Source organism: Kitasatospora sp. NPDC001603, assembly GCF_040298365.1.
GTDB lineage: Bacteria > Actinomycetota > Actinomycetes > Streptomycetales > Streptomycetaceae > Kitasatospora.
The window spans coordinates 40,009-64,746 of sequence record NZ_JBEPAA010000034.1; the positions used below are offsets into that span (position 1 = coordinate 40,009).

Below are 24,738 nucleotides of genomic sequence, written 5' to 3' on the forward strand. Positions count from 1 at the left end.
CGGCGCGGCCGGGAGGGAACACCGGATGACCGACAGCCTGACCACAGGACCACCCCACGGCCGGCCGGCCGCCGGGCCCCTGGCGCACCCGCGCCGCGCCAGGGCGAGCATCGCGCTGGTCTTCGCCGTGCACGGCGCGGTCGGCGGCACCTTCGTCACCCGCATCCCCTGGCTCCAGGACCGGCTGGACCTCTCCCCCGGCCAGCTCGGGCTCGCCCTGGTGATGCCGGCCATCGGCTCCTCCCTCGCGATGCCGCTGGCCGGCCGGTTCGTCCACCGCTACGGGGGCCGGGCCGCGGTGCGCGGACTGCTGTCGATCTGGTGCCTGGCGCTCACCCTCCCCACCCTCGCCCCCTCGCTGCCGCTGCTCTGCCTGTTCCTGCTCGCCTACGGTGCGACGGCGGGCATGGCGGACGTGGCGATGAACGCCCAGGGCGTGGAGGTCGAACAGCGGCTGGGCCGCTCGATCATGTCCGGACTGCACGGGATGTGGAGCGCGGGCGGGCTGGTGGCCTCGGCCTTCGGCATCCTCGCCGCCCACCAGGACCTCGACGCCCGGCTCCAGCTGGCCGTCACCGCCGTGGTGCTCCTCTGCCTGGCCCAGCCGGTCTGCCGGGGCCTGCCCGACCTGCGGGCGGCCGAGGAGGACGAGGCCCCGCCGCGCTTCGCCCTGCCGCCGCGCAGCTCGCTCGTGATCGGCCTGGTGGGCTTCTGCGCGGTGTTCGCCGAGGGCGCCTCGATGGACTGGAGCGGCGTCTACCTCAAGGACGTCACCGGCGCCTCGGCCACCGTCGCGGCCGCCTCGTACACCGCGTTCGCGCTCACCATGGCCGTCAGCCGGCTGGCGGGCGACGCGGCGATCCGCCGCCTGGGCGCCGTGCGGGCGACCAGGATCAGCGGCGCGGTCGCCACCACGGGCGGCGTCCTGGTGGTCCTCGCCGACAGCCCGGCCCCGGCCATCGCGGGATTCGCGCTGATCGGCATCGGCATCGCGGTCGTCGTCCCGCTCGCCTTCGCGGCCGCCGGACGGATCGGCACCAACCCCAGCCAGGCCATCGCCGGCGTCGCGACGGTCACCTACACCTCGGGCCTGGTGGCGCCGGCCATCATCGGGGCGCTCGCCCAGGCCACCTCGCTCACCGTCTCCTTCGGCGTGGTCGCGGCGCTCGCCTTCGCCCTGCTGCTGAGCGCCGGCGCCCTGCGCCGGGCCGAACCGGGCGCCGGGGCGGCGGCCACCGACCACCCGCCGACCGCCGGGAAGCGGGCCACCGAAAACGTGATCGCACCGTCCTCGAAATAGCCTTGCCAAGGTAATTCCCGGGCGATATGCTGGCCCCGCACAATTGAATTCTTCGCTAATATCGCCGACTGCCGGATGCGTGGAGCATCCGGCAGTTCCGCGACCAGTGGAGGAATTCTCCCGTGTGCTACGACGCCGACTCCGCGCCCCCGCCTTCACCCCCGCCGGCAGCGCCCTGGCCGAATCCGCCGATCTCACCCTCGTCTCGGGCGACGGCACGGAATTCGCCGCCTTCCTGGCCCGGCCGGTCCGGCCGACCGGCCGCGGCGTACTCGTCCTGCCGGACAACCGGGGCCTTTCCGATTTCTACCGGGCGACCGCCGTCCGGCTCGCCGAACAGGGCCACCCGGCACTCGCCGTCGATTACTACGGGCGCACCGCCGGCGCCGCGCCGCGGGAGCGCGGGCCGGAATTCGGCGAGCTCCCGCACCTGCTGCCGCACCTGCTCGCCCTCACCCCGGACGGCCTCGACGCCGACCTCACCGCGGGCATCGGCCGGCTGCGCGCGACCGGCGTCACCGAGGTCGTCGCCCTGGGCTTCTGCTTCGGCGGCCGCCAGGCGTTCCGGGCCGCCGCCCCCCGGTTCGGCCTCGCCGGTGTGGTCGGCTACTACGGCTACCCCGACGCCATCAACGGCGCCCCCGGCCCCACCCAGCTCGCCCCCGGCCTGACCGCCCCCGTGCTCGCCTTCTGGGGCGGCGCCGACGAGCACATCCCCGCCGGGACGGTCGCCGCCTTCGACGCGGCCCTCACGGCAGCCGGCTGTTCACACGAGTTCATGACTTTTCCTCAGGCGCCGCACAACTTTTTCGAACTGGGCGCCGTCGAACACATCGACGCGGCCAGGGAGTCCTGGCTGCGCCTGCTGGCCTTCGCCGCCGCCCCGGGCCCGTCCGGAGCGGCCTGACCCGGCCGGCGACCGTCACGTCCACAGCACAGGGGGACTCATGACCGGCCGAACCAGCAGCAAGCGACGCGTCGGCTCCGCCGCCGCCCTCGTCACCCTCGCCCTCGGCGGCGCCCTGGCGGCCGCCGAGCCCGCCTCGGCGGCGGGCATGAACTACAAGCCGATCAGCACCGCCACCGACGTCGAGGTCCGGGTGCAGTCGAGCGGCAAGTGCCTGGAGGTCGCCGACTGGCGCACCGACGACGGCGCCCCGGTCCGCCAGTGGACCTGCACCGGCGGCGACAACCAGAAGTGGCGGTTCACCGACGGCTACGCCGTCAACGTCCACAGCGGCAAGTGCCTGGAGATCCCCGGCTACTCCACCGCACCGGCCGCCCGGGCCGACCAGTGGACCTGCGACAAGGGCGCCAACCAGCGCTGGGGGGTCGTCAACGACAGCCAGGGCTCGCTGGCCGTCGTCAACTTCCACAGCGACCTCGTGCTCGACGTCAACAGCGGGACCGCCGCCGACGGTGCCCCGGTGATCCAGTGGTACCCGACCGGCGTGTCCAACCAGCGCTGGTACTTCAACCCGTCCGTGGTGCTGTAGAGCCGGCCCCGCCCCGGCGGGGAGCACCGCCACCCCGCCGGGCACCCCGCCGGACCCGAGCACCGCACCGACCCAGGGGGACCAGATGACCGACCGCTCCACCACGGGGCGACGCCTCGTCCCGACCGTCACCGCCCTCGCCCTCGCCACCGGCCTGGCCGTCGCCGCACCGGCCGGCCCGGCCCGGGCGGCGACCTCCGCCCCCTTCCAGATCGGGAACCTCGCCACCTACAAGTGCCTGGAGGCGGCCGACTGGCGCACCGACGACGGCGCCCCGGTCCGCCAGTGGACCTGCACCGGCGGCGACAACCAGAAGTGGGTCTGGACCGACGCCGACCAGCTCGTCAACGTCCACAGCGGCAAGTGCCTGGAGATCCCGGGGTACAGCGGCGACCCCGGCACCGCGGTCGGCCAGTGGACCTGCAACGGCGGCGCGAACCAGGGCTGGAGCGACGCGAGCCGGCTGCACAGCGGGCTCCGCCACCTCGTCAACGCCCACAGCGGCCATTACCTCGACGTGGCCGGTGGCAGCGCCGCCGACGGCGCGCCGGTGATCCAGTGGGGCCTCGACGGGGCGGACAACCAGGTCTGGTACTACTCGCCGTTCCCGCCCGGACCGCACCACTGACCATGCCGAAGCCCCGCCCGACCACCCGACACCAGGGGGATCCGATGACCGTGCTCCGCACCGCCCAGCTCCGCACCGCTCAGCTCCGCACCTCTCCGCTCCGGCGCCTCGGAGCGGCCACCGCGGCGCTCGCCGCGGCCGGCGTGCTCACCGCCACCGTCCCGACCACGGCACAGGCCTCCGTCCCGGTCGTCGTGACCAGCCCGACCGAGGTCCGCAACGCCATCACCAACAAGTGCCTGGAAGTCGCCGACTGGCGCACCGACGACGGCGCCCCGGTCCGCCAGTGGACCTGCACCGGCGGCGACAACCAGAAGTGGGCCTGGACCGACGCGAACCAGCTCGTCAACGTCCACAGCGGCAAGTGCCTGGAGATCCCCGGCTTCAGCACCGCCTGGGGCGTCCAGGCCGACCAGTGGGACTGCAACGGCGGGCTCAACCAGATCTGGTCGGAGACCGTCGTCCACCACAGCGGCATCCGCTCGCTGACCAACCGCAGCAGCGGCCTCGTGCTGGACCTCCCCGGGACCAACCCCGCCGACGGCACCCCGATCATCCAGTGGGAGCGCAACTACGGCTTCAACCAGGCCTGGATCTACTCCCCCGCCCAGCACGGCACGCACAGCTGACCGGCGGCCGCGTCAGAAGCCGCCGCCCCCGGGCCGCCCGGTGACCGGCCGGTCGCCGGGGGGGTCACCAGGCGGTCACCGGGGCGGTCACGGGGTGAACCCACCGACCGGAGCACCGGGCCGCCCGGTTAGGCTCGGGCGGTGCCCGCACCCGCTCCCGCACCCGCACCCGCATCGCCCGCGGCCCCGCCGACGCCCGACCCGACGCCGCCCCGGTCCGCGTCGTGGCTGCGCTCGCCCTGGCCGCGGTTCGCCCTGCTGGTGGTGATCCTCGCCGCGGCGGCCGGCTCGCTGCTGCTCTGGAGCCCGTCGGCGCTGCTCTCCGACGGGCTCCCGGCCGGGGTGCCGGGGTACTGGCTGGCACCCGCGTTCACCGCGGTCTACGCGGTCGGCACGCTGGCCTTCGTACCCCGCCCGGCGCTCAACGCGGCGGCGGGACTGCTGCTCGGCATCCAGCAGGGCATCCTGCTGGCCGTGCTCGGCACCACCCTGGGCGCGGCGGCGGCCTTCGCCCTGGGCCGGCTGCTCGGCCGCGACGCCCTCCGCCCCTATCTGCGCGGGCGCCTGCTGACCGCGCTGGACCGGCGGTTCACTGAGCAGGGGTTCCGCAGCGTGCTGCTGCTGCGTCTGCTGCCCGGGCTCCCGTTCCAGGCCGGCAACTACGGCGCCGCGTTCTCCGGCGTGCGGTTCCTGCCGTTCCTGACCGCCACCGCGATCGGCGTGGTACCGACCACGGCGGTGTACGTCACGGCCGCGGCCAGCGCCGGGGAGCCGGGTTCGGCCGCCTTCCTCCTGTCGGCCGGCGCGATCGCCGTCCTGGCCGTCGGCGGCCTGGTGTCGGTGTGGCGGGCCGCCGCCCGCCGCCGCGTCCCGCAGGCCTGAGCCGGACCGCCCGGCCGACGGTCCGGACCGCCCGGCGCGCCCGGCGCGCCCGCCGACTATTCGGTCGCCCCGGCCCCACCGGGTACGCCAGGATGGCCGCCATGACCAACGACCCGATCCCCGCCGTCGACCGGCCCGAGCCCCCGTTCGCGGCGGACGAGACGGCGATGCTCACCGCGTGGCTGGAGTTCCACCGCGCCACCCTCGCCCGCAAGTGCGAGGGGCTGGGCGCCGACCAACTGCGGCTGCGCGCCGTCCCGCCGTCCTCGCTCTCGCTGCTCGGCCTGGTCCGGCACATGGCGGAGGTCGAGCGCTACTGGTTCCGGATCATCCTGCTCGGCGAGGAGCCCGGCACCGCGGGTCTCTACTGGACCGAGCAGCACCCGGACGGCGACTTCGACTTCGTCGACTCCGCCGACGCCGCGGAGGACTTCGCCACCTGGCAGGGGCAGATCACGGCCGCCCGGGCCGCCTGCGAGGGCCTGCCGCCGGAGACGGTCGGCAAGCGACCGCGCCGGGGACGGGAGGTGACGCTCCGCTGGATCCTGGTCCACATGATCGAGGAGTACGCCCGGCACAACGGTCACGCGGATCTGCTGCGCGAATTGGTCGACGGCGTCACCGGCGAGTGAAATCGTTCCCACATCGTTGACAGAAGGTCAATTCGGCGGTGACCACGACCGATATGGTCTACGCGCGCAACCGTCCGCCGTTCCGCTGCGTCGCAACTGTTGCCCGGGTTCGCCCGGGTTTCCGGCGCGGCACGACTCGTACGGGGGTCGCGAGCGGGCACGGGACCGGTGATCAGTGCGATACTCGGACAGTTCCGACGAGTGGATGACGTGTCAAAAGGACACGCGCACCGGGGGACCTGTACGGAACGAGGCAGGGAGGCGCGGCATGGGAGCACTTCGCGACGAGCACCACAACGGGTGGCTGATGCCCTCCGGGAACTACCCGGCCGCGGTGTACGACGACGAGTGGATCGAGCAGGAGACGGTACCGTCCTCCCCGGCTCCCACGAAGATCGTCTCCCTGCGGCCGACGGGCTTCGAGGCCGCGCGAACGGTCGGCGAGCACATCCGGGCGAGCATCCCGGTGGTCATGGACCTCACCGAGATGGACGAGGCCGAGGCCAAGCGCATGGTCGACTTCGCCTCCGGGCTGATCTTCGGCACCTGCGGCGGGATCGAGCGGATCGCCCGCCGGGTCTTCCTGCTCACGCCGGCGGACGTCGAGGTGATGGTCATCGACCGACCGCTGGACGAGACCGGCTTCTACAACCAGAGCTGACCGGCAGCGATCGCCGGCACCAGACCCGCGACCGGGGACGGCCACCGCCGTCCCCGGTTTTGCATGCCCGGACGCCCACCGGGCCCGGCCCCACTGGTTCCGTGCCCCACCAGCCCCACCGGTCCACCAGCCCTGCGGCCCACCGGCCCACCGGCCCACCGGCCCACCGGACCCCGCCACGACACTGGGGCCTCGACTGAGGCATCCAAGAAAAGATTGAGACACGGACGTCTCATTTGGCGTAGACTCGCCCCATGGCCACCGACCGCGACTCCGTCCTCGAAGCCGCTGTGGGCGTGCTCTCCCGCCGCCCGACCGCCCACCTGGACGAGATCGCCCGGGCCGCGGGCATCAGCCGCGCCACGCTGCACCGGCTCTTCCCCGGCCGCGAGGCGCTGATCCGCGAGGTCGGCCTGCTCGGCCTGCGCACCTTCGGCGCCGCCCTGGACGCGGCCGCCGTCGAGGACGGCGACGCGCACGCCGCGCTGCGCCGCCTGGTCGACCGGATCGTGCCGGACGCCGCGCTCTGCGCCTTCCTGGCCGGCGAGAACCAGTTGTACGACGACGAGGACATCAACGAGCTCTGGGACGCCCAGATCAGCCGGCTGCAGGCGCTCTTCCTGCGCGGCCAGCAGCAGGGCGTGTTCCGCGTCGAGCTCTCCGCCGGCTGGCTCAGCGAGGCCTTCTTCGACCTGGTGGCCGGCGTCGGCTGGGCCGTCCAGGACGGCCGGCTCGCCCCCCGGGACGGCGCCTTCTCGCTCGCCGAGCTCTTCCTCGGCGGCGCGCTGCGGCCGCCGAGGCCGCACTGAGCCCTCCACCCCACCCACAGCACCTCGGACCACAGGCCCGCACCAGCGGCCGGAAACCGATACCCATGAGCAGCACCGTCCTCACCCGCCCCCGCCAGCGCTGGATCGGCCTCGCCGTCCTCGTCCTGGCCGTGACCCTGGTCGCCGTCGACGCGACCGTCCTGTCCCTCGCGATACCGTCGATCAGCGAGACGCTGCGCCCCAGCGGCACGCAGCTGCTCTGGATCGGCGACGCCTACTCCTTCGTGCTGGCCGGCCTGCTGGTCAGCATGGGTTCGCTGAGCGACCGGATCGGCCGCAAGAAGCTCCTGCTGGCCGGCTCCACCGCGTTCGGCGCCGCCTCGCTGCTGGCCGCCTACGCGCCCAGCGCCGGCTGGCTGATCCTGGCCCGCGCGCTGCTCGGCGTGGCCGGGGCGACCATCATGCCGTCCACCCTGTCGCTGATCCGCAGCCTCTTCCCGGACGACCGCGAGCGGGCCACCGCGATCGGCATCTGGGGCGCTGCCGCCACCGCCGGCGCCGCGCTCGGACCGGTGGTCGGCGGGGTGCTGCTGGAGCACTTCTGGTGGGGCTCGGTGTTCCTGCTGAACATCCCCGTCCTGGTGCTGCTGCTGGTCTTCGGGGCCTGGCTGCTGCCGGAGTCCAAGGACCCGAAGCCGGGCCGCTGGGACGTGCTGTCCGTGGTGCTCTCGCTGACCGGGGTGATCGCCGCGGTCTACGCGATCAAGGAGGCCGCCGCCCACGGCGTGGCGCGCTGGGACGTCCCGGTCGCGGCCGTGCTGGGCGCCGCCGCACTGACCGTCTTCGTCCGCCGCCAGCTGCGCCTGACCACCCCGCTGCTGGACGTCCGGCTCTTCTCGGACCGGCGCTTCACCGCGGCGGTGCTGGCCTCGCTCACCGCGCTGGTCGGGCTCTCCGGCGTGGTCTTCGTGACCTCGCAGTACCTGCAGCTGGTGCGCGGCTACGAGCCGCTCAAGGCCGGTCTGGCCGAGCTGCCGGCCTTCGCCGGAGCCGTGGTCGGCGGTCTGCTGACCGCTCGGCTGGCGCGGCGGGCGGGAGCCCGGGCCACCCTGACGCTGGGCCTGCTGGCCATGGGCACCGGCATCGGCCTGCTCGGCTGGGTGCAGCAGGACTCCACCTACCTGGTGCTCGCCGCGGCCTTCCTGATCGTCGGCACCGCCGAGGGCGTGGTCTACACGCTCGGCGCCGACCTGGTGCTGGGCGCCGCGCCGGCCGACAAGTCCGGCGCCGCCTCGGCGGTCTCCGAGACGGCCTACGAGCTGGGGACGGCGCTCGGCATCGCCCTGGTGGGCTCGGTGGTCGGCTCGCTCTACGCGAGCGGGCTGACCGTGCCGGCCGGGGCTGGCCAGGCCGCCGCCACCCAGGCCGGCGAGTCGCTCGGCGGCGCGGTCGAGGTGGCGCACGGTCTGCCGCAGACGCTGGCCGGTCCGCTGCTGGACAGCGCCCGCGACTCCTTCGTGCACGGCATGAACATCGCCGCGATGCTGGCCGGCGGGCTGCTGCTGGCCGCCTCGGCGCTCGCCTGGCGCCTGCTGCGGGGCCTGCCGAAGGCCGCCGACCGGGACCGGGCAGAGGCGGCGGCGCGGCAGCCCGACCGCGAGAAGGCGGCGCTCTGACCCCGGGCCCGCCCCGGGCCGCGCGCGGGACCTCGCGCCCCTCCCCGGGGTGCGAGGTCCCGCGCGTCGGTGCGCTCAACCGGTGCCGAACGGCAGCTCCAGCTCCGCCCAGACCACCTTGCCGTCCCTGGTCAGGCGGCTGCCCCAGCGCTGGGCCAGCTCGTTGACCAGGAACATCCCTCGGCCGCCCTCGTCCTGCTCGGCGAACGGGCGCAGCTGCGGCGTCTGGCCGCCGGAGTCGGCGACCTCCAGGGTGAGCACCCGGTCGCGGAAGAGCCGGAGCCGGCGCGGCGTGTCGGAGTACAGCAGAGCGTTCGTGACCAGCTCGCTGACCAGCAGCTCGGCGTAGTCGGAGAGCGCGGACAGGCCCCAGCCGTCCAGCGTCGCGCGGGTGAAGCGGCGGGCCGTGCCAGGCAGCCGGCCGCCGCCGGTGAGCGAGAGGGTGGCGATCCGGTCCGAGGGCAGCGGCAGCACCCGGGCCATGATCATCGCGATGTCGTCGTCGGTGCCGTCGGTGACCAACGCGCCGAGGACGGCGTCGCAGTTCTCCTCCAGGGTGCGGCCGGGGCCGGAGAGCGTGCGGGCGAGCAGGTCGATGCCGTCGTCGAGGTCCTGGCCGCGCCGCTCGACCAGGCCGTCGGTGTAGAGGGCCAGCAGGCCGCCCTCGGGGAGGGTGAAGCCGATCGACTCGAAGGCCACGCCGCCGACCCCGAGCGGGGCGCCGGGCGGCACGTCGATCCGGCGGGCGGTACCGTCCGGCGCGACCGAGACCGGGGGCAGATGGCCCGCCGAGGCCACCTGCACCGTCCGCTCCAGCGGGTCGTAGACGGCGCAGATGCAGGTGGCGAACTGGCCCTCGCCGATCCCCGAGGCGGTCTCGTCCAGCCGGGTCAGCACCTGCTCGGGCGGCATGTCCAGGGTGGCCAGGGTCCGGGCGACGGTGCGCAGCTGGCCCATCGTGGCGGCGGCCCGGATGCCGTGGCCCATCACGTCGCCGACCACCAGCGCGACCCGGCCGCAGGAGAGCGGGACGACGTCGAACCAGTCGCCGCCGACCTCGCTGGTCATGCTGCTGGGCAGGTACCGGTAGGCGATCTCCAGGCCGAGCGTGCGGTGGATCTCCTGCGGCAGCAGGCTGCGCTGGAGGGTCAGCGCGGTCTCGCGCTCGCGCCGGTAGAGCCGGGCGTTGTCGATCGCGATCGCGGTGCGGGCGACCAGTTCCTCGGCGAGCGCGACATCGGCGTCGGTGAACGGCTCGGGGTTGCGCATCCGGATGAACTCGGAGCCGCCGAGCACCATGCCCCGGGCGGTCAGCGGCACCATCAGGTACGAGTGGATGCCGGCGCCGATGCCCGGTGCGACCCGCTCCTCGGTGGCGACCAGGCCGCGCAGCACGTCCTCGTCCACCTGGGCCCGCAGCAGCGGGCGGCCGCTGCGCAGGCACTGGGTGTAGCTGCGGTCGGGAGCGTACTCGGAGACGTCGCCGACGGTGTCGACGGCGTGGGCCAGGCCGGACTCGTAGGACTCGCCGACGGCCACGGCGCGCAGCTGGACGGAGCGGTCCTCGGGGATCGCGGCGGGCTCGGCGCCGCGCAGCACCGGCTCCAGCAGGTCGACGGTGGCGAAGTCGGCGAACCGGGGGACGACGGCCTCGATCAGCTCCTCCGCGGTGCGCTGGAGGTCGAGCGTGGTGCCGATCCGGGCGGTGGCCTCGGCGATGGTGGTGAGGCGTTCCTGCGCGCGGGCGGCGCGGGCCTCGGCCTGGAACCGCTCGGTGACGTCGATGATGGACGAACAGACGCCGAAGACCCGGCCGGTGGAGTCCTCCAGCCGGAAGTAGGAGGCGGACCAGGCCCGGTCGCGGCGCGGGTCGCCGGGGACGCGGCCGTGCGAGCGGGCGTCGACCACGGGACGGCCGGTGGTGAGCACCTGTCTCATGGTCTGTTCGATCTCGGCGCTGTTGATGCCGGGCAGGACGCCGCTGATCCGGCGTCCGAGGTGGTCCTCGACGGGGACGCCGTTCATCCGGGCCAGCGCCAGGTTGAGCCGGACGTAGCGCAGGTCGGTGTCGTAGACGGCCATGCCTATCGGGGACTGGCCGAAGATCCCGTCGAGGACGGCGAGGTCGGCCTCGACCCGGTGCAGGGCCTGGGTGTCCGAGGCGGTGGCGAGCAGCAGCAGGGTGCCGCCGGGGCCGGCTATCGGGTAGGTGCGGAACTCCAGCTCGACCACGTGGCCGTCGCGGTGGCGGACCGGGAAGACGCCGGACCAGCCCTTGCCGCTCATGATGCGCTCGAACAGGGCGAGCACCTCGGGGCGGTCGGTGCGGGCGGTGAGCAGCTGGGCGGCGTAGCTGCCGACGGCCTCCTCCGAGGAGAAGCCGAGCAGCGCCTCGGCGTCCTCGCTCCAGTGGAGGATGAGGCCGTCCTCCTGGAGCAGCGCGGTGGCGAGCGGGACGAGGCGATGGCCGTCCAGGCGTACGGAGGCTCCGCCCGGTGCGGGGCCGGCGGCGTCGGTCTCGTCCCATTCGTGTCCGTGCATGATCAGCCAGCACCCCGCGTTCGGCTCGTGTCCGGCCGGGCGGGGCCTCGTGGTCCGTGCCGGCCGGGGTTCTTCTCCAGACTGCACGGACATCGGCCGCCCGGCGACCCCTTGGTCAGAGGTTCCTCGGACGGACCTGTCGTACGGGCGTCATGGGCGTACCGGCCGCAGCGTACCCTCCAGAAGGCCCGCCCACTGCCGGATCACTCCGGATCGTCTGGCGCTGTCGTCGGAGAGCAGGTCGGCCAGTCCGAGACCGCGTGCCATGTCGAGGGTCGCCTGCACCGTCTCGCGCACTCCGGGGCGGCTTTCGTCGGCGTCCAGGAACTCGACGGCGGCCCGGTGGGCCTCGCGGCCGACCCTGCCCTCAAGTGCGACGATCCGCGCACGCAGCGGTTCGTCGGTGGCGGCGGCGACCCACAGGTGCAGGGCCGCGCGGAACAGCGGACCGGTGTAGAGGCGCACGATCATGTCGACCACGGCCACGGTGCGGTCCGGTCCGGCGGCCGGCAGCCCGTCCGCGTGGGCGCGGACGGCTGCCAGCCGCTCGGCGGTGACGTGCTCGACGGCCGCGGTGAAGAGGTCCTCGCGGGTCGGGAAGTGGTGCTGGGCGGCGCCGCGGGAGACTCCGGCCCGTTCGGCGACCACGGAGACGGTGGCGCCGTTCCAGCCGACCTCGGCCAGACAGTCGACGGCCGCCGCCAGCAGCCGCTGCCGGGTGGCGCGGCTGCGGTCCTGCTGGGGGGTACGGGCGGCAGCGGGGTGGGCGGTCATCGGCGGCGACTGGTCCTGTCCTGGGGGTCCGGGCGGGGTCGATCCTCGCAGATCCGCCGCCCGCCTCAGCGGGCGGCCTCGCGGGCCCGCAGCTCCCGGCGCAGGATCTTGCCGGCGGCCGACTTGGGGACGGCGTCCAGGAACTCCACCGCCCGCACCTTCTTGTAGGGGGCGACCTCGGCCGCCACGAAGGAGGTGACGTCCTGCTCGGTGAGCGCGCTGCCCGGGGCGCGGACCACGAAGGCCTTGGGGTACTCGGTGCCGTCCGCGTCCACGACGCCGATCACCGCGGCGTCGGCGATCTGCGGGTGGCTGAGCAGCAGGGCCTCCAGCTCGGCGGGGGCGACCTGGTACCCCTTGTACTTGATCAGTTCCTTGACCCGGTCGACGACGTACAGGTAGCCGCGCCCGTCGACGTGGCCGACGTCGCCGGTGTGCAGCCAGCCGTCGGCGTCGATGGTGGCGGCGGTGTCGGAGGGCCGGCCGAAGTACCCCTTCATCACCTGCGGGCCGCGGAGCAGCAGCTCGCCCGGCTCGCCGGGGCCGCGGTCGGCTCCGCTGCCGTCCAGGGCGACCACCCGCAGCTCGGTCGAGGGCACCATCCGGCCAACCGAGCCCGGCGGGGGGTCGGTCTCGGTCGGGGAGACGACGTGCGAGACCGGGGACAGCTCGGTCATGCCGTAGCCCTGGAGGATGTGCGGCAGGCCGAGCCGCCGGGCGCAGGCGGCGGCCAGGTCCGGGTCCAGCGGGGCGGCCGCGCAGAGCAGGTACTCCACCGAGGAGAGGTCGAAGCGGTCGACCACCGGGTGCCTGGCCAGGGCGAGCGCGATCGGCGGTGCCACGATCAGGGCCTGGACGCGCTGCTCCTCGATGGTGCGGCAGAACTGCTCCAGCTCGAAGCGCGGCAGGACGACGACGGTGGCGCCGCACCGCAGCGGCTGGTTGAGCAGGGCGGCCAGGCCGTAGATGTGGAAGAAGGGGAGGACGGCGAGGATCCGCTCCCCCTCCCGCGGCCGGTACAGGGCGTCCGTCTGGGCGAGGTTGGTGGCGATCGAGCGGTGGGTGAGCATCACGCCCTTGGGCAGGCCGGTGGTGCCGCTGGAATAGGGGAGGACGGCGAGGTCGCTGCCGGGGTCGATCGCCGGCTCGGGGTCGGGGCCGCCGGAGGCGAGCAGGTCGGCCAGCGAGCGGTGGCCCTCGGCGCCGTCCAGCACGATGATCTCGGCGAGCGCCCGGCCCTCGGCGGCGAGCTTCCCGGCGGCCTGCCGGGCGGTGTCCAGGAACGGCGAGACGGTGATCAGCCAGCGCGCGCCGCTGTCGGCCAGCTGGCCGGCCAGCTCGCCCGGGGTGGCGAGGGAGGACACCGTGGTGACGGTGGCCCCGGCCCGGGTGGCGCCGTAGAAGGCCATCGGGTACGCGATCGTGTTGGGACTGAACAGTGCCACCACGTCGCCCCGGCGCACGCCGGCCTCGGCCAGCCCGGCGGCCGCCCGGCGGACGGCCGTGGTGAGCCGCGCGTGGCTGACCGACTCCCCCGTGATCCCGTCGATCAGGGCCGGCCGGTCGCCGTAGCGGGCGGCGGAGCCGAGCACCGCCTCGTGGATCGGCAGATCGACGATGCCGACGTCCGGGAACTCGCTGTGGAACACCAAGGCGTGCCTCCAAAGGGGTAGTTGACGCCCGGTCGGGGGGATCGGCGAGTGGTCCGGCCCGCCGGTCGGCCGAGCGCGCGCACAGGAGCATACGGACAGTGGCGGAGCGTTGCTCCATTGTGACGAAGGGCGGCGGGGTCCCGTGCCGGCCGGTCGCCGTGCCCGGCGCACCCGGTCCGCTCCGCTCGCCCGCTCCCGACCAGGGCACACGTCGCCGGGCGGCCCGCCGGGCCGGCCCGCCGGGCGCCGGGCGGCGGCGGGCCACCGCCTCGCACAGACGGTGGCCCGCGCCGCCGGCGTCGCGCGGGAGTTCGGCGGCGGAGCGCTCCAGCCGGGCGCCCGCCCGGGCCCCGGGTCAGTACGACTTGGGCAGCCCGAGGGTGTGCTGGGCCACGAAGTTGAGCACCATCTCCCGGCTGACCGGGGCGACCCGGCCGACCCGGGTGGCGGCGAGCAGCGCGCCGAGCCCGTACTCCTGGGTCAAGCCGTTGCCGCCCAGGGTCTGGACGGCCTGGTCGACGGTGCGGGCGGCGGCCTCGCCGGCCGCGTACTTGGCCATGTTGGCGGCCTCGCCCGCCGCGAGGTCGTCGCCCCCGTCGTAGAGCAGCGCGGCCTTCTGCGTCATCAGCCGGGCGAGTTCGATCTCCACCGCGCACTGGGCGAGCGGGTGGGCCAGGCCCTGGTGGGCGCCGATCGGGGTCGACCAGACCGTCCGGGTCCTGGCGTACTCGACGGCCCGGCCGAGGGCCTGGCGGGCCAGGCCGAGCGAGAAGGCGGCGGTCATGATCCGCTCGGGGTTGAGGCCGGCGAAGAGTTGCAGCAGCCCGGCGCTCTCGTCGCCGACCAGGGCGTCGGCGGGCAGCCGGACGTCGTCCAGGAAGACCTGGAACTGCTTCTCCGGGGAGACGAGTTCCATCGGTATCGGGCGGTACTCGAACCCGGCCGTCTCGCGCGGGACGACGAAGAGCGCGGGCCTGAGCTTGCCGGTCCGGGCGTCCTCGGTGCGGGCGACGAACAGCACGGCGTCGCTGTGGTCGATGCCGGAGACGAACACCTTGCGGCCGGTGAGCAGCCAGTCCGCACCGTCGCGGCGGGCGACGGTGGAGATCCGGTGGGAGTTGGAGCCGGCGTCCGGCTCGGTGATGCCGAAGGCCATCCGCCGGGTGCCGTCGGCGAGGCCGGGCAGCCACTGCCGCTTCTGCTGCTCGGTGCCGTAGCGGGCGATCACCGTGCCGCAGATCGCCGGGGAGACGATCAGCATCAGCAACGGGCAGCCGGCGGTGCCGAGTTCCTCCAGGACGATGGAGAGGTCGGCGATGCCGCCGCCTCCGCCGCCGTACTCGGCGGGCAGGTTGACCCCGAGGTAGCCGGCCTTGCCGGCCTCGGCCCAGAGCTCGTCGGCGGGCAGGCCGGCCCGGGCCTTGCCCAGGTAGTACGCGGAGCCGTAGCGGCTGCCGAGGTCGGCCACGGCGCGGCGCAGGGCCTGGCGTTCGGGGCTCTCGATCAGCGGGCTGCCGGGGGTGGTGGTGCGCGGTGCGGACATGCGGTCGTCCTTCCGGGCGGATCGGGGCTGGCACGGGAATCGGGTGGGAGTCGGTGCTCTCCCAGGGGGTCTCGGGTGCCTTCTCGGGGAGTCGGGCTCGGGAGGCTCCCTCAGGGCGCCGGCTGCACGACGGCGAGCAGGGTGCCGAGTTCGACCTGCTGGCCGGGGACGGCCCGGAGTTCGGTGAGCACGCCGTCGGCGGGGGCGGTGACCCGGTGCTCCATCTTCATCGCCTCCAGCCAGAGCAGCGGCTGGCCCGCGGTGACGGTGTCGCCGACCGCGACGGCGGTGCGCGCCACGGTGCCGGGCATCGGGGCGAGCAGGGCCCCCGGATCGACCTGCGCGGCCGGGTCGGGGAAGCGCTCCAGCGCGGTCAGCACGGTGGCGCCGGCCGGGGTGTCCAGGTGGACCCGGTCGCCGTGGCGCGCGATGTCGTAGCCGCTGCGGACGCCGTCGGTCTCCAGGACCACCCGGGTGGGCGTCGCCGAGACGAGTGTGGTGCCCGGGTGGCCCTCGGCGACCAGCCCGGCCCGGCCGAACCGGTAGCGGACCTCGTACACGGTGGCGTCGGCGGCGGCGTACCGCTTGCTCTGCGGCTGCGAGGGCAGGTTGCGCCAGCCGGAGGGCAGCGCCGAGCCGACGCGGCGTTCGGCGGCGTCGGCCAGCGCGGCGGCGAGGGCCGCCGCCGCGTCCCCGCCGGGGGCGGGGGCGAGACCGGCGGCGTGCTCGGCCAGGAAGGCGGTGTGCACCCGGCCGGCCAGGAAGGCGGGGTGGCGCAGCGCCGCGACGAGCAGGTCCCGGTTGGTGACCGGCCCGTGGATCCGGGCCCGGGTGAGCGCGTCGGCGAGCCGGCGGGCGGCGGCGGCCCTGGTCGGCGCCCAGGCGACGACCTTGGCGAGCATCGGGTCGTAGTGCGCGCCGATCACGCTGCCGGCCGCCACCCCGGAGTCCAGGCGCAGCCCGGTGTCACCGTCGGCAGTAGCGAACTCGACGGTAGTGCCGGGGAGTTCGAGACGGTGCAGGGTACCGGTCTGCGGCTGCCAGTCGCGCGCCGGGTCCTCGGCGTAGAGGCGGGCCTCGATGGCGTGGCCGCGCGGGGCGGGCGGTGCCGGGGCGGGCAGCGGTTCGCCCTCGGCGACCCGCAGTTGGAGCGCGACCAGGTCGAGCCCGGTGACGCACTCGGTGACGGGGTGCTCGACCTGGAGGCGGGTGTTCATCTCCAGGAAGTGGAACCGGCCGTCGGGGGCGAGCAGGAACTCCGCCGTTCCGGCGCCGGAGTAGCCGATCGCCCGGGCGGCGGCGACGGCGGCCGCGTGCAGCGCGGTGCGCACCTCCTCGTCGAGGCCAGGGGCCGGGGCCTCCTCGATGACCTTCTGGTGGCGGCGCTGCAGCGAGCAGTCGCGTTCGCCGACCGCCCACACCGTGCCGTGCGTGTCGGCGAGCAGCTGGACCTCGACGTGCCGCCCGGTGGGCAGGTAGCGCTCGCAGAACACCTCGTCCGAGCCGAAGCTCCTGGCCGCCTCGGCGCGGGCCTCGGCCAGCCGGGGCGCGAGTTCGTCCAGCCGGTGGACCACCCGCATGCCGCGCCCGCCGCCGCCCGCGGCCGCCTTCACCAGCAGCGGCAGGTCGGCCTCGACGGGGTCGGTGAGGGCCTCCAGGACGGGCACGCCGGCGGCGGCCATCAGGCGCTTCGCGGCGGTCTTGGAGCCCATCGCGGCGATCGCGGCCGGGGGCGGGCCGATCCAGGTCAGGCCCGCGTCGAGCACCGCCTGCGCGAACTCCTCGTTCTCGGAGAGGAATCCGTAGCCGGGGTGGACGGCGTCGGCCCCGGCGGCCAGCGCGGCCTTGACGATCAGGTCGCCGCGCAGATACGTGTCGGCGGGTGCCGCGCCGGGGAGCCGGACGGCGGCGTCGGCCTCCCGGGTGTGCGGGGCGTCGGCGTCCGGGTCGGCGTAGACGGCGGTGGTGGCGATGCCGAGGCTCCGGCAGGTGCGGAACACCCGGCGGGCGATCTCGCCCCGGTTGGCGACCAGCAGGTTGGCGATCACGTCGGTCCCTCTCAGAGTCGGATCACATGCGGAAGACGCCGTAGCCGCGCGCGCCCTCGACGGGCGCGTTGTGGATCGCGGAGAGGCACAGGCCGAGCACGGTCCGGGTGTCGCGGGGATCGATCACCCCGTCGTCGTAGAGCCGGCCGGAGAGGAAGGCGGGCAGCGACTCCGCCTCGATCTGCTGCTCGACCATCGCCCGGATCGCGGCGTCCGCGTCCTCGTCGTAGGGCTGCCCCTTGGCCGCCGCGGACTGCCGGGCCACGATCGACAGCACCCCGGCGAGCTGCTGCGGTCCCATCACGGCCGACTTGGCGCTCGGCCAGGCGAACAGGAACCGCGGCTCGTAGGCCCGCCCGCACATGCCGTAGTGACCGGCCCCGTAGGAGGCGCCCATCAGCACCGACAGGTGCGGCACCGTGGAGTTGGCGACGGCGTTGATCATCATCGCGCCGTGCTTGATGATGCCGCCCTGCTCGTAGTCCTTGCCGACCATGTAGCCGGTGGTGTTGTGCAGGAACACCAGCGGGATGTCGCGCTGGTTGGCCAACTGGATGAACTGGGCGGCCTTCTGCGACTCCGGGCTGAACAGCACGCCCTGGGCGTTCGCGAGGATGCCGACCGGGTAGCCGTGCAGCCTGGCCCAGCCGGTGGCGAGACTGGTGCCGTAGAGCGGCTTGAACTCGTCGAAGTCCGATCCGTCGACGATCCGGGCGATCACCTCGCGCGGGTCGAACGGGATCTTGAGGTCGCCCGGAACGATGCCGAGCAGTTCCTCCTCGGCGTACTTCGGCGGCTCGGCGAGCGGGTCGGCGCCGGGGCCGTGCCGGCGGTGGTTCAGCCGGGCGACGATCCGCCGCGCCAGCCGCAGCGCGTCCGGTTCGTCCACCGCGAAGTGGTCGGCCAGGCCGGAGGTGCGGGCGTGCATCTCGGCGCCGCCGAGCGACTCGTCGTCGGACTCCTCGCCGGTGGCCATCCTGACCAGGGGCGGGCCGCCCAGGAAGACCTTGGCCCGCTCCTTCACCATCACGGTGTGGTCGGACATCCCCGGCACGTAGGCGCCGCCGGCCGTGGAGTTGCCGAACACCACGGCCACGGTGGGGATGCCCGCCGCGGAGAGCCGGGTGAGGTCGCGGAAGAGCGCGCCCCCGGGGATGAAGATCTCCTTCTGGCTGGGCAGGTCGGCGCCGCCGGACTCGACCAGGTTGACCACCGGGAGCCGGTTCCGCAGCGCGATCTCGTTGGCGCGCAGGGCCTTGCGCAACGTCCAGGGGTTGCTGGCCCCGCCGCGCACGGTGGGGTCGTTGGCCGTGACGAGGCACTCGACGCCCTCGATCACGCCGATCCCGGTGACGAGCGCCGCGCCGACCGGGTAGTCGCTGCCCCAGGCGGCGAGCGGGGAGAGCTCCAGGAACGGCGAGTCCTGGTCGATCAGCAGCTCGATCCGCTCGCGCGGCAGCAACTTGCCCCGGCCGCGGTGGCGTTCGACGTACTTGGGGCCGCCGCCGGCCAGTGCCTTGGCGTGTTCGGCGTCCAGTTCGGTGAGCTTGGCGAGCATCGCGGCCCGGTGCTCGGCGTAGTCGGCGCCGGCCGGGTCGAGGCGGGTGGGCAGGACGGTCACAGCAGCGCCTCCGGGATGTCGAGGTGGCGGGAGCGCAGCCACTCCCCCAGCGCCTTGGCCTGCGGGTCGAAGCGGTGCTGGGCGGCGACGCCCTCGCCGAGCAGGCCGGTGATGGTGAAGTTGACCGCGCGAAGATGCGGGAGGAGCTGTCGGCTGATCGGCAACCCGGCCGTCTCCGGCAGGAGTTCGCGCAGCAGATCGACGGTGAGGGTGTGCGCGAGCCAGCGCCAGCCGTCCGCGCCGCGGGCCCAGACCCCGAGGTTGGCGTCACCGCCCTTGTCGCCGCTGCGGGCGCCGGCCACCCGGCCGAGCGGTGCCCGCACGGTCGGGCCGGGCGGCAGCGGCGCCGGCAGGTCCGGGCCCGGCTCCGACGGCCGGGTCGACGGCTCCGCCGGGGCGGTGACCGGCGCGGGCGGTACGGCGACCCGCCGCCCGTCCGGCAGGACCGCGGTGTGCTCCACCGCCTTGGCGTCGACGTACGCGGCGGTGAAGACCCCGTACGGCGATCCCGCCCCGGGCGGCGCGGTGAGATGGAAGCCGGGGTAGCCGGCCAGCCCCAACTCCACGGCTGCCTTGCTGAGTTCGCGCCCGACCTTGGCCGGATCGCGGTCCCGGGCGGTGAGCCGCAGCAGCGCCGAGGCGCTCTCCTCGGTGGCGGCGTCGGGGTGGTCGGTGCGGGCGAGCGTCCACCGGAGTTCGGCGGGGCGGGCGTCCGGCGGCAGGGCCTCGGCCAACTGCCGTTGGACCAGGGCGGCCTTGGCCTCGATGTCCAGGCCGGTCAGGACGAACACCACCTCGTTGCGGTGGCCGCCGAGCCGGTTCAGCCCGACCTTCAGGGTCGGCGGCGGCGCCTCGCCCCGCACGCCGTGGATCCGGACCCGGTCCGGCCCCTCCTCGGCGAGCCGCACGGTGTCCAGCCGGGCCGTGACGTCCGGTCCCAGGTAGCGCGCGTCGCCCGTCTCGTAGAGGAGTTGGGCGGTGACGGTACCGGTGGTGACGGCGCCGCCGGTGCCCGGATGCTTGGTGATGACGCTGGAGCCGTCCGCCGCCAGCTCGGCGATCGGGAAGCCGGGCCGGGTGACGTCGTGCTCGCGGAAGAACGCGTAGTTGCCGCCGGTCGCCTGCGCCCCGCACTCCAGCACGTGCCCGGCCACCACGGCGCCGGCCAGCTCGTCCAAGTCCCCCGGCCCCCAGCCGAACCGGGCGATCGCCGGGCCGACGACCAGCGCCGCGTCGGTGACCCGGCCGGTGACCACCAGGTCGGCCCCGGCGGTCAGGCACTCGGCGATCCCGAAGGCGCCCAGATAGGCATTGGCGGCCAGCAGTCCTTCGGGGAAGCCGAGTTCGGCCCGCCGGGGCAGCAGGTCGTCACCCTCCACATGGGCGACGGCGGGATCGAGCCCCTGGCGCCGCGCCAGTTCGCGGACCGCGTCCGCGAGTCGAGCCGGATTGAGGCCACCGGCGTTGACCACGATCCGCACCCCGCGCTCCAGCGCCAGGCCGAGGCACTCCTCCAATTGCCGCAGGAACGTCCTCGCGTAGCCGAGCGAGGGGTCCTTCAGCCGGTCCCGGGCCAGGATGAGCATGGTGAGCTCGGCCAGGTAGTCCCCGGTCAGGACGTCCAGCGGCCCGCCCGTGAGCATCTCGCGCACCGCCGAGAAGCGGTCCCCGTAGAAGCCCGAGGCATTGCCGATCCGCAGTACCGAACGCGACCCCACAGGTGCGCCTCCCCTACCGGTGGCCCCGCACTCGCCACGCTTGCCGTCGGGCAGCAGCGTGGCACCGGCACGGAGAAAAAGCAATCATGCCTGCTTGTTTTTCGCCGACACCGCCGACCGATGGCGCGATGACTGCCGGCGATGGTCGGCGATCGCGGCCTCGTTCTCCCGGGTGCGTCCGAGGGCCACGAGATGCCCGCCGGGGCACGCACTCCCGGTCTGCGGCACGGTCTCGCCAGGGCGTCAGGCGGAGTCCGGGAGCGGGGCCTCCTCGGGCCGGTCCCGCCTCGCGTGGGCCGGGTCGGGAGCCGGGGCCGGGCGGCGGGTGCGTTCGCCCCAGGCGGCCACCGGCGGGCCTGCCGCGCCCAGGGCCGCGAAAAACACGCCGAGCAGCAGCCAGCCCGCGTGCCCGAGGCCGAGGACCGCGGTCGTCAGGACCAGCGGAGCCAGCGCCTGCCCGGCGGCGAAGCCGATGCCGAGGAAGCCCTGGTACTGCCCCTGGGCGTGGTCGGGGGCCAGGCCGAAGCCGAGCGCGAAGCCGCCCGAGGACTCCCACACCTCGCCGAGGCTGTGCACCGCGACGGCGAGGAGGGCGAGCGCCGGCGCGACCCAGACCGGAACGTCCGCGGTCAGGGCCATCAAGGGGCAGCTGACCAGGAAGAGCAGCCCCGCCAGCCGGAACGCCCGGCCGCCCTGGCGCGGCGTCTCCACCCGGGAGCCGATCCTGCTCTGGAGCAGGACGCACACCCCGCTGTTGGCCGCGTAGACCGCCGCCACCGTCCAGCGCGGCGCGTCGGTGTGGGCGGAGAGCCAGATCGGCAGCAGCAGGGAGACGGCCTGGTACTGCAGGCCCATCGCACCGTAGAGCGCGACGAAGGACACGTACGGGCGGTCGGCCAGGACGGCCCAGCGGTGGTGCTCCTCGGGCCGGGGCAGCGGCCGGTAGTTCGGGACGCCGACCAGGGCGACGAGGCCGGCGCCGGCGAAGCTGGCGGCGTTGGCGAGGATGAGCGCGGTGTACGCCGCGCGGGTGTCGACCGAGACGGCGAAGGCCGCGCCCAGGGTGCCCAGGACCACGCCGAGGTTGACGAAGGTGCGGAGCCTCGCCCGGAAGGCGGCCGGGCGTTCCCCGCCGGTCCGGGCGATGAGCGCACCGCCCGCGGCGCCGCCCGCGGTTGCCGCCAGCCGGTCCAGGGTGGCGATGAGCGTGAAGGTGGCCCAGTCCTGGATGAACACGAAGGCGGCCATCGTCACGGCCTGCAGCGCGAGGGCCGTCAGCCAGACCGTGCGCGGGCCGTACCGGTCGGCCAGGTTCCCGGCCGGGATCCCGGCCAGCAGCCCGACCAGACCGGCGACCGTGAGGCCGGCGCCGACCTGGGCGGCGGGCAGGTGGACCACCAGCGTGAAGTAGAGCACCGCGGCGGTGTTGAACAGCCCGTTGCCCACCCGGCTGACGAAGCTCGCGAGGATGAGGGCGCGCTGCGGGCGGCTCGACTCCGGCACGGTGGACGTCCGTGGGCCGAAACTCTTCCCGATGATCATGCGGCCCAGGCTAACAGCGCCCTGCCGAGCGCCTTTCGGGCCGGTCGGAGCGCTCGGACCGGTCGGACCCGGGAGCAGGGGGCGCTCCCGGGTCCGTCCCGCGTGCGGTCAGCGGGCTGTCAGCAAAGGATCGGCGGAGATCAACGCCCCTGGAGGGACTTGACGTTGTCGCCGAAGCTCCAGCCCTTCGAGCCGTCCCAGTTGACCGACCACGTCATGAGCCCCTTCAGCGAGCCGCTGAAGGCGTTCCACGACTGGCTGACCAGGCCCGGCGCCATGTAGCCGCCGCCCGCGCCGGGCTGGGCCGGCAGACCGGGCACCTGCTTGTCGTAGGGCACCTTGATGGTGGTGCCCTGGATGGTCAGGCCGTTGTTCAGGCAGGTGGTCTGCGCGGTGAAGCCCTGGACGGTGCCCGCCTGGTAGGAGTCGCCGGAGCAGCCGTACATGCTGCCGTTGTAGTACTGCATGTTCAGCCACCAGAGGCGGCCGTTGTCGACGTACTTCTTGATGATCGGCAGGTAGGAGCCCCAGATCGACCCGTAGGTGACGCTTCCGCCGGTCACGTAGGCGGTCTCGGGGGCCATCGTCAGGCCGAAGCCCGCGGGCATCTGCGCCAGCACACCGTCGATGATGCGGATCAGGTTGGACTGGGAGGCGGACAGCGTGGTGATGCTGCCGCTGCCGGACAGACCGGTCTCGATGTCGATGTCGATGCCGTCGAAGTTGTACTTCTTGAGGATCGGCACGACGGTCGCCACGAACTTGTCGGCGACGGTGCTGGAGCTCAGGTCGATGCCCGCGGCGGCGCCGCCGATCGACATCAGGAGCGTCGCTCCGGCGGCCTTGGCCTGGCACATCTCGGCGGGGGTCGAGACCTTGACGCCGGCGTCCATGCCGTCCTGCCACAGGACGGTGCCGTCCGAGAGGATCACCGGGAACGCGGCGTTGATGACGTTGTAGCCGTGCGCGGCGATCCGGCTGTCCGTGATGGGCACCCAGCCCATGCCCGGGTGGACGCCGTTCGCGGCACCGTCCCAGTTCTCCCAGTAGCCCTGGAGGACCTTGCCCGAGGGCTTCGGCTTCGTCGGGCAGGTGTCACCCGGCGGCGTCGTGGTCGGCGGATCGGTGGTCGGCGGCGTCGTGGTCGGCGGAGCGGTGGTCGGCGGCGTCGTGGTCGGCGGAGCGGTGGTCGGCGGCGTCGTGGTCGGCGGAGCGGTGGTCGGCGGCGTCGTGGTCGGCGGAGCGGTCGTCGGGGTCGCGGTCGGCGTGGGGCTGCTGCCGCCGGGGCCGGCGAGCGACACGTCGTCCGCGTAGAACGCCGGCTGCCCGTACCACCCGTGCAGGTAGACGGTCACCGAGGTGGTGGTCGCCCCGGTGGTGAAGCCGACGCTGAGCTGGCCGTACGTCGCGCTGTTCGGCGTCCAGGTGGACGGCGCCGTGGTGATGCCGGAGCCGGTGGCGCCCAGGTAGACGTAGCTGCCCTGGACGTAGGCGCTCAGCGTGTACTGGGAGTTGGGCTGCACGCTGACGGTCTGGGTGCACTGGGCGTTGTCCAGGCCGGTCGGCGTCGCCTTGAGCGCGGAGGTGCCGGAGTGGACCGGGCTGCCGACGGCCGCGCCGGAGCCGCCGGTGCAGGTCCAGTCGGAGAGTCCGTTCTCGAACCCCGGGTTGGCCACCAGGTTGGTGGTGGCCGCCCCGGCCGTGACGGAGCCGGTCAGGGCGAGTCCGGCCCCGATGACGGCGGCGACGCTCACCCCGGCGAGGGAACGCATCATGACGGTCTGTCCGTGCCCGGGCCGCCCGGCCCGCGACGCGCGTGCCGCGGTCGCCCGCTGGAGGCCTGGAGCCCCGAGCGGCTCGCTCCCGGTCCGGTCGCCTCCGAGGCGGCCGTGGTCCTGGCTGGGTCGGGGCTCGCCCGACTGACGTGGCGTACGCGACCTTCGACGGATCATGCGGTGCTCCCTTTCCCGCCGAGCGTCATGGACATGACCGACGCGTGGGGGCGCGACGCCCGGCTCTGGGTGAGGTGGGGACATGTGGGGCTGTGCCGAACCGGATCGTAGGAGGGGCGGCAAGGCCCGTCAATAGGTCTGGACCAATTGCCCGGTGACGGCGGAACACCGGCTCTCCGACTTTCGACAGAGCCGCAGCTCATCCCCAGGTCGCACAAGGACCCGCGGCACCGCCCCCGACAATGGGCCGATGGCCCCCCTCTCCCGCAACCCGTTCACGGCCCCCGGCGAACCGGGCCGGGGGCTGTGGCGCGCCCTCGCGGAGACGACCGGCGGCGCGGCGCTGATGCTCCTCACCCAGCTGATCCTGGGCGGCCGCGGCCCGGCCGGCGAGATCCAGCTCCTCCTCGGTAGCGTCGTCCTCGTCCTGCTCGCCGTCCGCCGCCGCTTCCCCGTACTGAGCCTGCTGGGCACCTCCGCCGTCGTCGGGCTGCTGCCCCCCGCCGGGCTGCCGGCCGCCGTGACCGCGTACACCTCCGCGGTCTGGCCGGCCCGGCGGGCGGCCCGACTGAACACCCTGCGGGCGATCAACGCCCAGTAGCGCCCTCCTGTCAGCCCCGCCGGTTCGGCCGCGCCCCGGTCGCCGCACCCGGCCGGGGCGCGAGAGCATCGA

The 24,738-nt window shown here is 74.3% G+C and carries 20 protein-coding genes; 11 read left to right on the forward strand and 9 right to left on the reverse strand.

Annotation, left to right across the window (positions count from 1 at the left end; all coding sequences use genetic code 11):
• Positions 1–25 precede the first annotated feature (25 nt).
• The 10 genes from ABT263_RS21670 (at position 26) to ABT263_RS21715 (ending at position 8,674) form a co-directional block, all read left to right on the forward strand.
• Positions 26–1,300, forward strand: coding sequence for an MFS transporter (locus ABT263_RS21670; RefSeq protein WP_352292320.1), 1,275 nt, complete (start codon positions 26–28; stop codon positions 1,298–1,300).
• 124 nt (positions 1,301–1,424) lie between these two features.
• Positions 1,425–2,207: a dienelactone hydrolase family protein gene (locus ABT263_RS21675; RefSeq protein WP_352292322.1), complete on the forward strand. Its 783-nt coding sequence runs from the start codon at positions 1,425–1,427 to the stop codon at positions 2,205–2,207.
• Between the two features lie 40 nt (positions 2,208–2,247).
• On the forward strand, positions 2,248–2,796 hold the full coding sequence (locus tag ABT263_RS21680) for an RICIN domain-containing protein (RefSeq protein WP_352292324.1): 549 nt from the start codon (positions 2,248–2,250) through the stop codon (positions 2,794–2,796).
• Positions 2,797–2,881: 85 nt separating this feature from the next.
• Positions 2,882–3,424 carry an RICIN domain-containing protein gene (locus ABT263_RS21685; protein ID WP_352292326.1) on the forward strand — a complete coding sequence of 181 codons (543 nt, stop codon included), beginning with the start codon at positions 2,882–2,884 and terminating at the stop codon, positions 3,422–3,424.
• A 44-nt stretch (positions 3,425–3,468) separates the two neighbouring features.
• Positions 3,469–4,053 carry an RICIN domain-containing protein gene (locus ABT263_RS21690; RefSeq protein ID WP_352292328.1) on the forward strand — a complete coding sequence of 195 codons (585 nt, stop codon included), beginning with the start codon at positions 3,469–3,471 and terminating at the stop codon, positions 4,051–4,053.
• Positions 4,054–4,194: 141 nt separating this feature from the next.
• The gene (locus ABT263_RS21695; RefSeq protein ID WP_352292330.1) at positions 4,195–4,935 is read left to right on the forward strand and encodes a TVP38/TMEM64 family protein; all 741 of its coding nucleotides are present in this window, start codon (positions 4,195–4,197) and stop codon (positions 4,933–4,935) included.
• 101 nt (positions 4,936–5,036) lie between these two features.
• Positions 5,037–5,567, forward strand: coding sequence for a DinB family protein (locus ABT263_RS21700; RefSeq protein ID WP_352292332.1), 531 nt, complete (start codon positions 5,037–5,039; stop codon positions 5,565–5,567).
• Between the two features lie 268 nt (positions 5,568–5,835).
• Positions 5,836–6,228 carry a cell division protein SepF gene (locus ABT263_RS21705; protein ID WP_329486140.1) on the forward strand — a complete coding sequence of 131 codons (393 nt, stop codon included), beginning with the start codon at positions 5,836–5,838 and terminating at the stop codon, positions 6,226–6,228.
• 254 nt (positions 6,229–6,482) lie between these two features.
• Positions 6,483–7,037, forward strand: coding sequence for a TetR/AcrR family transcriptional regulator (locus tag ABT263_RS21710; RefSeq protein ID WP_352292334.1), 555 nt, complete (start codon positions 6,483–6,485; stop codon positions 7,035–7,037).
• A 65-nt stretch (positions 7,038–7,102) separates the two neighbouring features.
• Positions 7,103–8,674, forward strand: coding sequence for an MFS transporter (locus ABT263_RS21715; protein WP_352292336.1), 1,572 nt, complete (start codon positions 7,103–7,105; stop codon positions 8,672–8,674).
• A 75-nt stretch (positions 8,675–8,749) separates the two neighbouring features.
• Here the strand turns inward: ABT263_RS21715 and ABT263_RS21720 are convergent, their stop codons facing one another.
• The 9 genes from ABT263_RS21720 to ABT263_RS38930 all read right to left on the reverse strand — a co-directional run bounded on the left by ABT263_RS21720 (position 8,750) and on the right by ABT263_RS38930 (position 23,888).
• A complete protein-coding gene (locus ABT263_RS21720) occupies positions 8,750–11,215 on the reverse strand; it encodes a SpoIIE family protein phosphatase (RefSeq protein WP_352292338.1) in 2,466 nt (821 codons plus the stop codon).
• 150 nt (positions 11,216–11,365) lie between these two features.
• On the reverse strand, positions 11,366–11,989 hold the full coding sequence (locus ABT263_RS21725) for a TetR/AcrR family transcriptional regulator (RefSeq protein WP_352292340.1): 624 nt from the start codon (positions 11,987–11,989) through the stop codon (positions 11,366–11,368).
• A 65-nt stretch (positions 11,990–12,054) separates the two neighbouring features.
• The gene (locus tag ABT263_RS21730) at positions 12,055–13,641 is read right to left on the reverse strand and encodes a 4-coumarate--CoA ligase family protein (RefSeq protein WP_352292342.1); all 1,587 of its coding nucleotides are present in this window, start codon (positions 13,639–13,641) and stop codon (positions 12,055–12,057) included.
• A 355-nt stretch (positions 13,642–13,996) separates the two neighbouring features.
• A complete protein-coding gene (locus tag ABT263_RS21735; protein ID WP_352292344.1) occupies positions 13,997–15,184 on the reverse strand; it encodes an acyl-CoA dehydrogenase family protein in 1,188 nt (395 codons plus the stop codon).
• A 110-nt stretch (positions 15,185–15,294) separates the two neighbouring features.
• The gene (locus ABT263_RS21740; protein ID WP_352292346.1) at positions 15,295–17,232 is read right to left on the reverse strand and encodes an acetyl/propionyl/methylcrotonyl-CoA carboxylase subunit alpha; all 1,938 of its coding nucleotides are present in this window, start codon (positions 17,230–17,232) and stop codon (positions 15,295–15,297) included.
• 22 nt (positions 17,233–17,254) lie between these two features.
• A complete protein-coding gene (locus ABT263_RS21745) occupies positions 17,255–18,853 on the reverse strand; it encodes an acyl-CoA carboxylase subunit beta (RefSeq protein WP_352292348.1) in 1,599 nt (532 codons plus the stop codon).
• A complete protein-coding gene (locus ABT263_RS21750; RefSeq protein ID WP_352292350.1) occupies positions 18,850–20,571 on the reverse strand; it encodes an acyclic terpene utilization AtuA family protein in 1,722 nt (573 codons plus the stop codon). The genes ABT263_RS21745 and ABT263_RS21750 overlap by 4 nt, the downstream gene beginning before the upstream one ends.
• 243 nt (positions 20,572–20,814) lie before the next feature.
• Positions 20,815–22,113: an MFS transporter gene (locus ABT263_RS21755; RefSeq protein WP_352292352.1), complete on the reverse strand. Its 1,299-nt coding sequence runs from the start codon at positions 22,111–22,113 to the stop codon at positions 20,815–20,817.
• A gap of 140 nt (positions 22,114–22,253) precedes the next feature.
• A complete protein-coding gene (locus tag ABT263_RS38930) occupies positions 22,254–23,888 on the reverse strand; it encodes a carbohydrate binding domain-containing protein (RefSeq protein ID WP_502885837.1) in 1,635 nt (544 codons plus the stop codon).
• Between the two features lie 427 nt (positions 23,889–24,315).
• Here ABT263_RS38930 and ABT263_RS21770 point away from each other — a divergent pair, with 427 nt between their 5' ends.
• Positions 24,316–24,666 carry a hypothetical protein gene (locus ABT263_RS21770; protein ID WP_352292354.1) on the forward strand — a complete coding sequence of 117 codons (351 nt, stop codon included), beginning with the start codon at positions 24,316–24,318 and terminating at the stop codon, positions 24,664–24,666.
• Positions 24,667–24,738 lie beyond the last annotated feature (72 nt).

What these genes read in the sequence shown, in the direction of transcription:
- ABT263_RS21670 (WP_352292320.1), top strand. Translation starts at nt 26, where the DNA reads ATGACCGACAGCCTGACCACAGGACCACCCCACGGCCGGCCGGCCGCC.
- ABT263_RS21680 (WP_352292324.1), top strand. Translation starts at nt 2,248, where the DNA reads ATGACCGGCCGAACCAGCAGCAAGCGACGCGTCGGCTCCGCCGCCGCC.
- ABT263_RS21685 (WP_352292326.1), top strand. Translation starts at nt 2,882, where the DNA reads ATGACCGACCGCTCCACCACGGGGCGACGCCTCGTCCCGACCGTCACC.
- ABT263_RS21690 (WP_352292328.1), top strand. Translation starts at nt 3,469, where the DNA reads ATGACCGTGCTCCGCACCGCCCAGCTCCGCACCGCTCAGCTCCGCACC.
- ABT263_RS21700 (WP_352292332.1), top strand. Translation starts at nt 5,037, where the DNA reads ATGACCAACGACCCGATCCCCGCCGTCGACCGGCCCGAGCCCCCGTTC.
- ABT263_RS21705 (WP_329486140.1), top strand. Translation starts at nt 5,836, where the DNA reads ATGGGAGCACTTCGCGACGAGCACCACAACGGGTGGCTGATGCCCTCC.
- ABT263_RS21710 (WP_352292334.1), top strand. Translation starts at nt 6,483, where the DNA reads ATGGCCACCGACCGCGACTCCGTCCTCGAAGCCGCTGTGGGCGTGCTC.
- ABT263_RS21715 (WP_352292336.1), top strand. Translation starts at nt 7,103, where the DNA reads ATGAGCAGCACCGTCCTCACCCGCCCCCGCCAGCGCTGGATCGGCCTC.
- ABT263_RS21720 (WP_352292338.1), bottom strand. Translation starts at nt 11,215, where the DNA reads ATGCACGGACACGAATGGGACGAGACCGACGCCGCCGGCCCCGCACCG.
- ABT263_RS21725 (WP_352292340.1), bottom strand. Translation starts at nt 11,989, where the DNA reads ATGACCGCCCACCCCGCTGCCGCCCGTACCCCCCAGCAGGACCGCAGC.
- ABT263_RS21735 (WP_352292344.1), bottom strand. Translation starts at nt 15,184, where the DNA reads ATGTCCGCACCGCGCACCACCACCCCCGGCAGCCCGCTGATCGAGAGC.
- ABT263_RS21755 (WP_352292352.1), bottom strand. Translation starts at nt 22,113, where the DNA reads ATGATCATCGGGAAGAGTTTCGGCCCACGGACGTCCACCGTGCCGGAG.
- ABT263_RS38930 (WP_502885837.1), bottom strand. Translation starts at nt 23,888, where the DNA reads ATGATGCGTTCCCTCGCCGGGGTGAGCGTCGCCGCCGTCATCGGGGCC.
- ABT263_RS21770 (WP_352292354.1), top strand. Translation starts at nt 24,316, where the DNA reads ATGGCCCCCCTCTCCCGCAACCCGTTCACGGCCCCCGGCGAACCGGGC.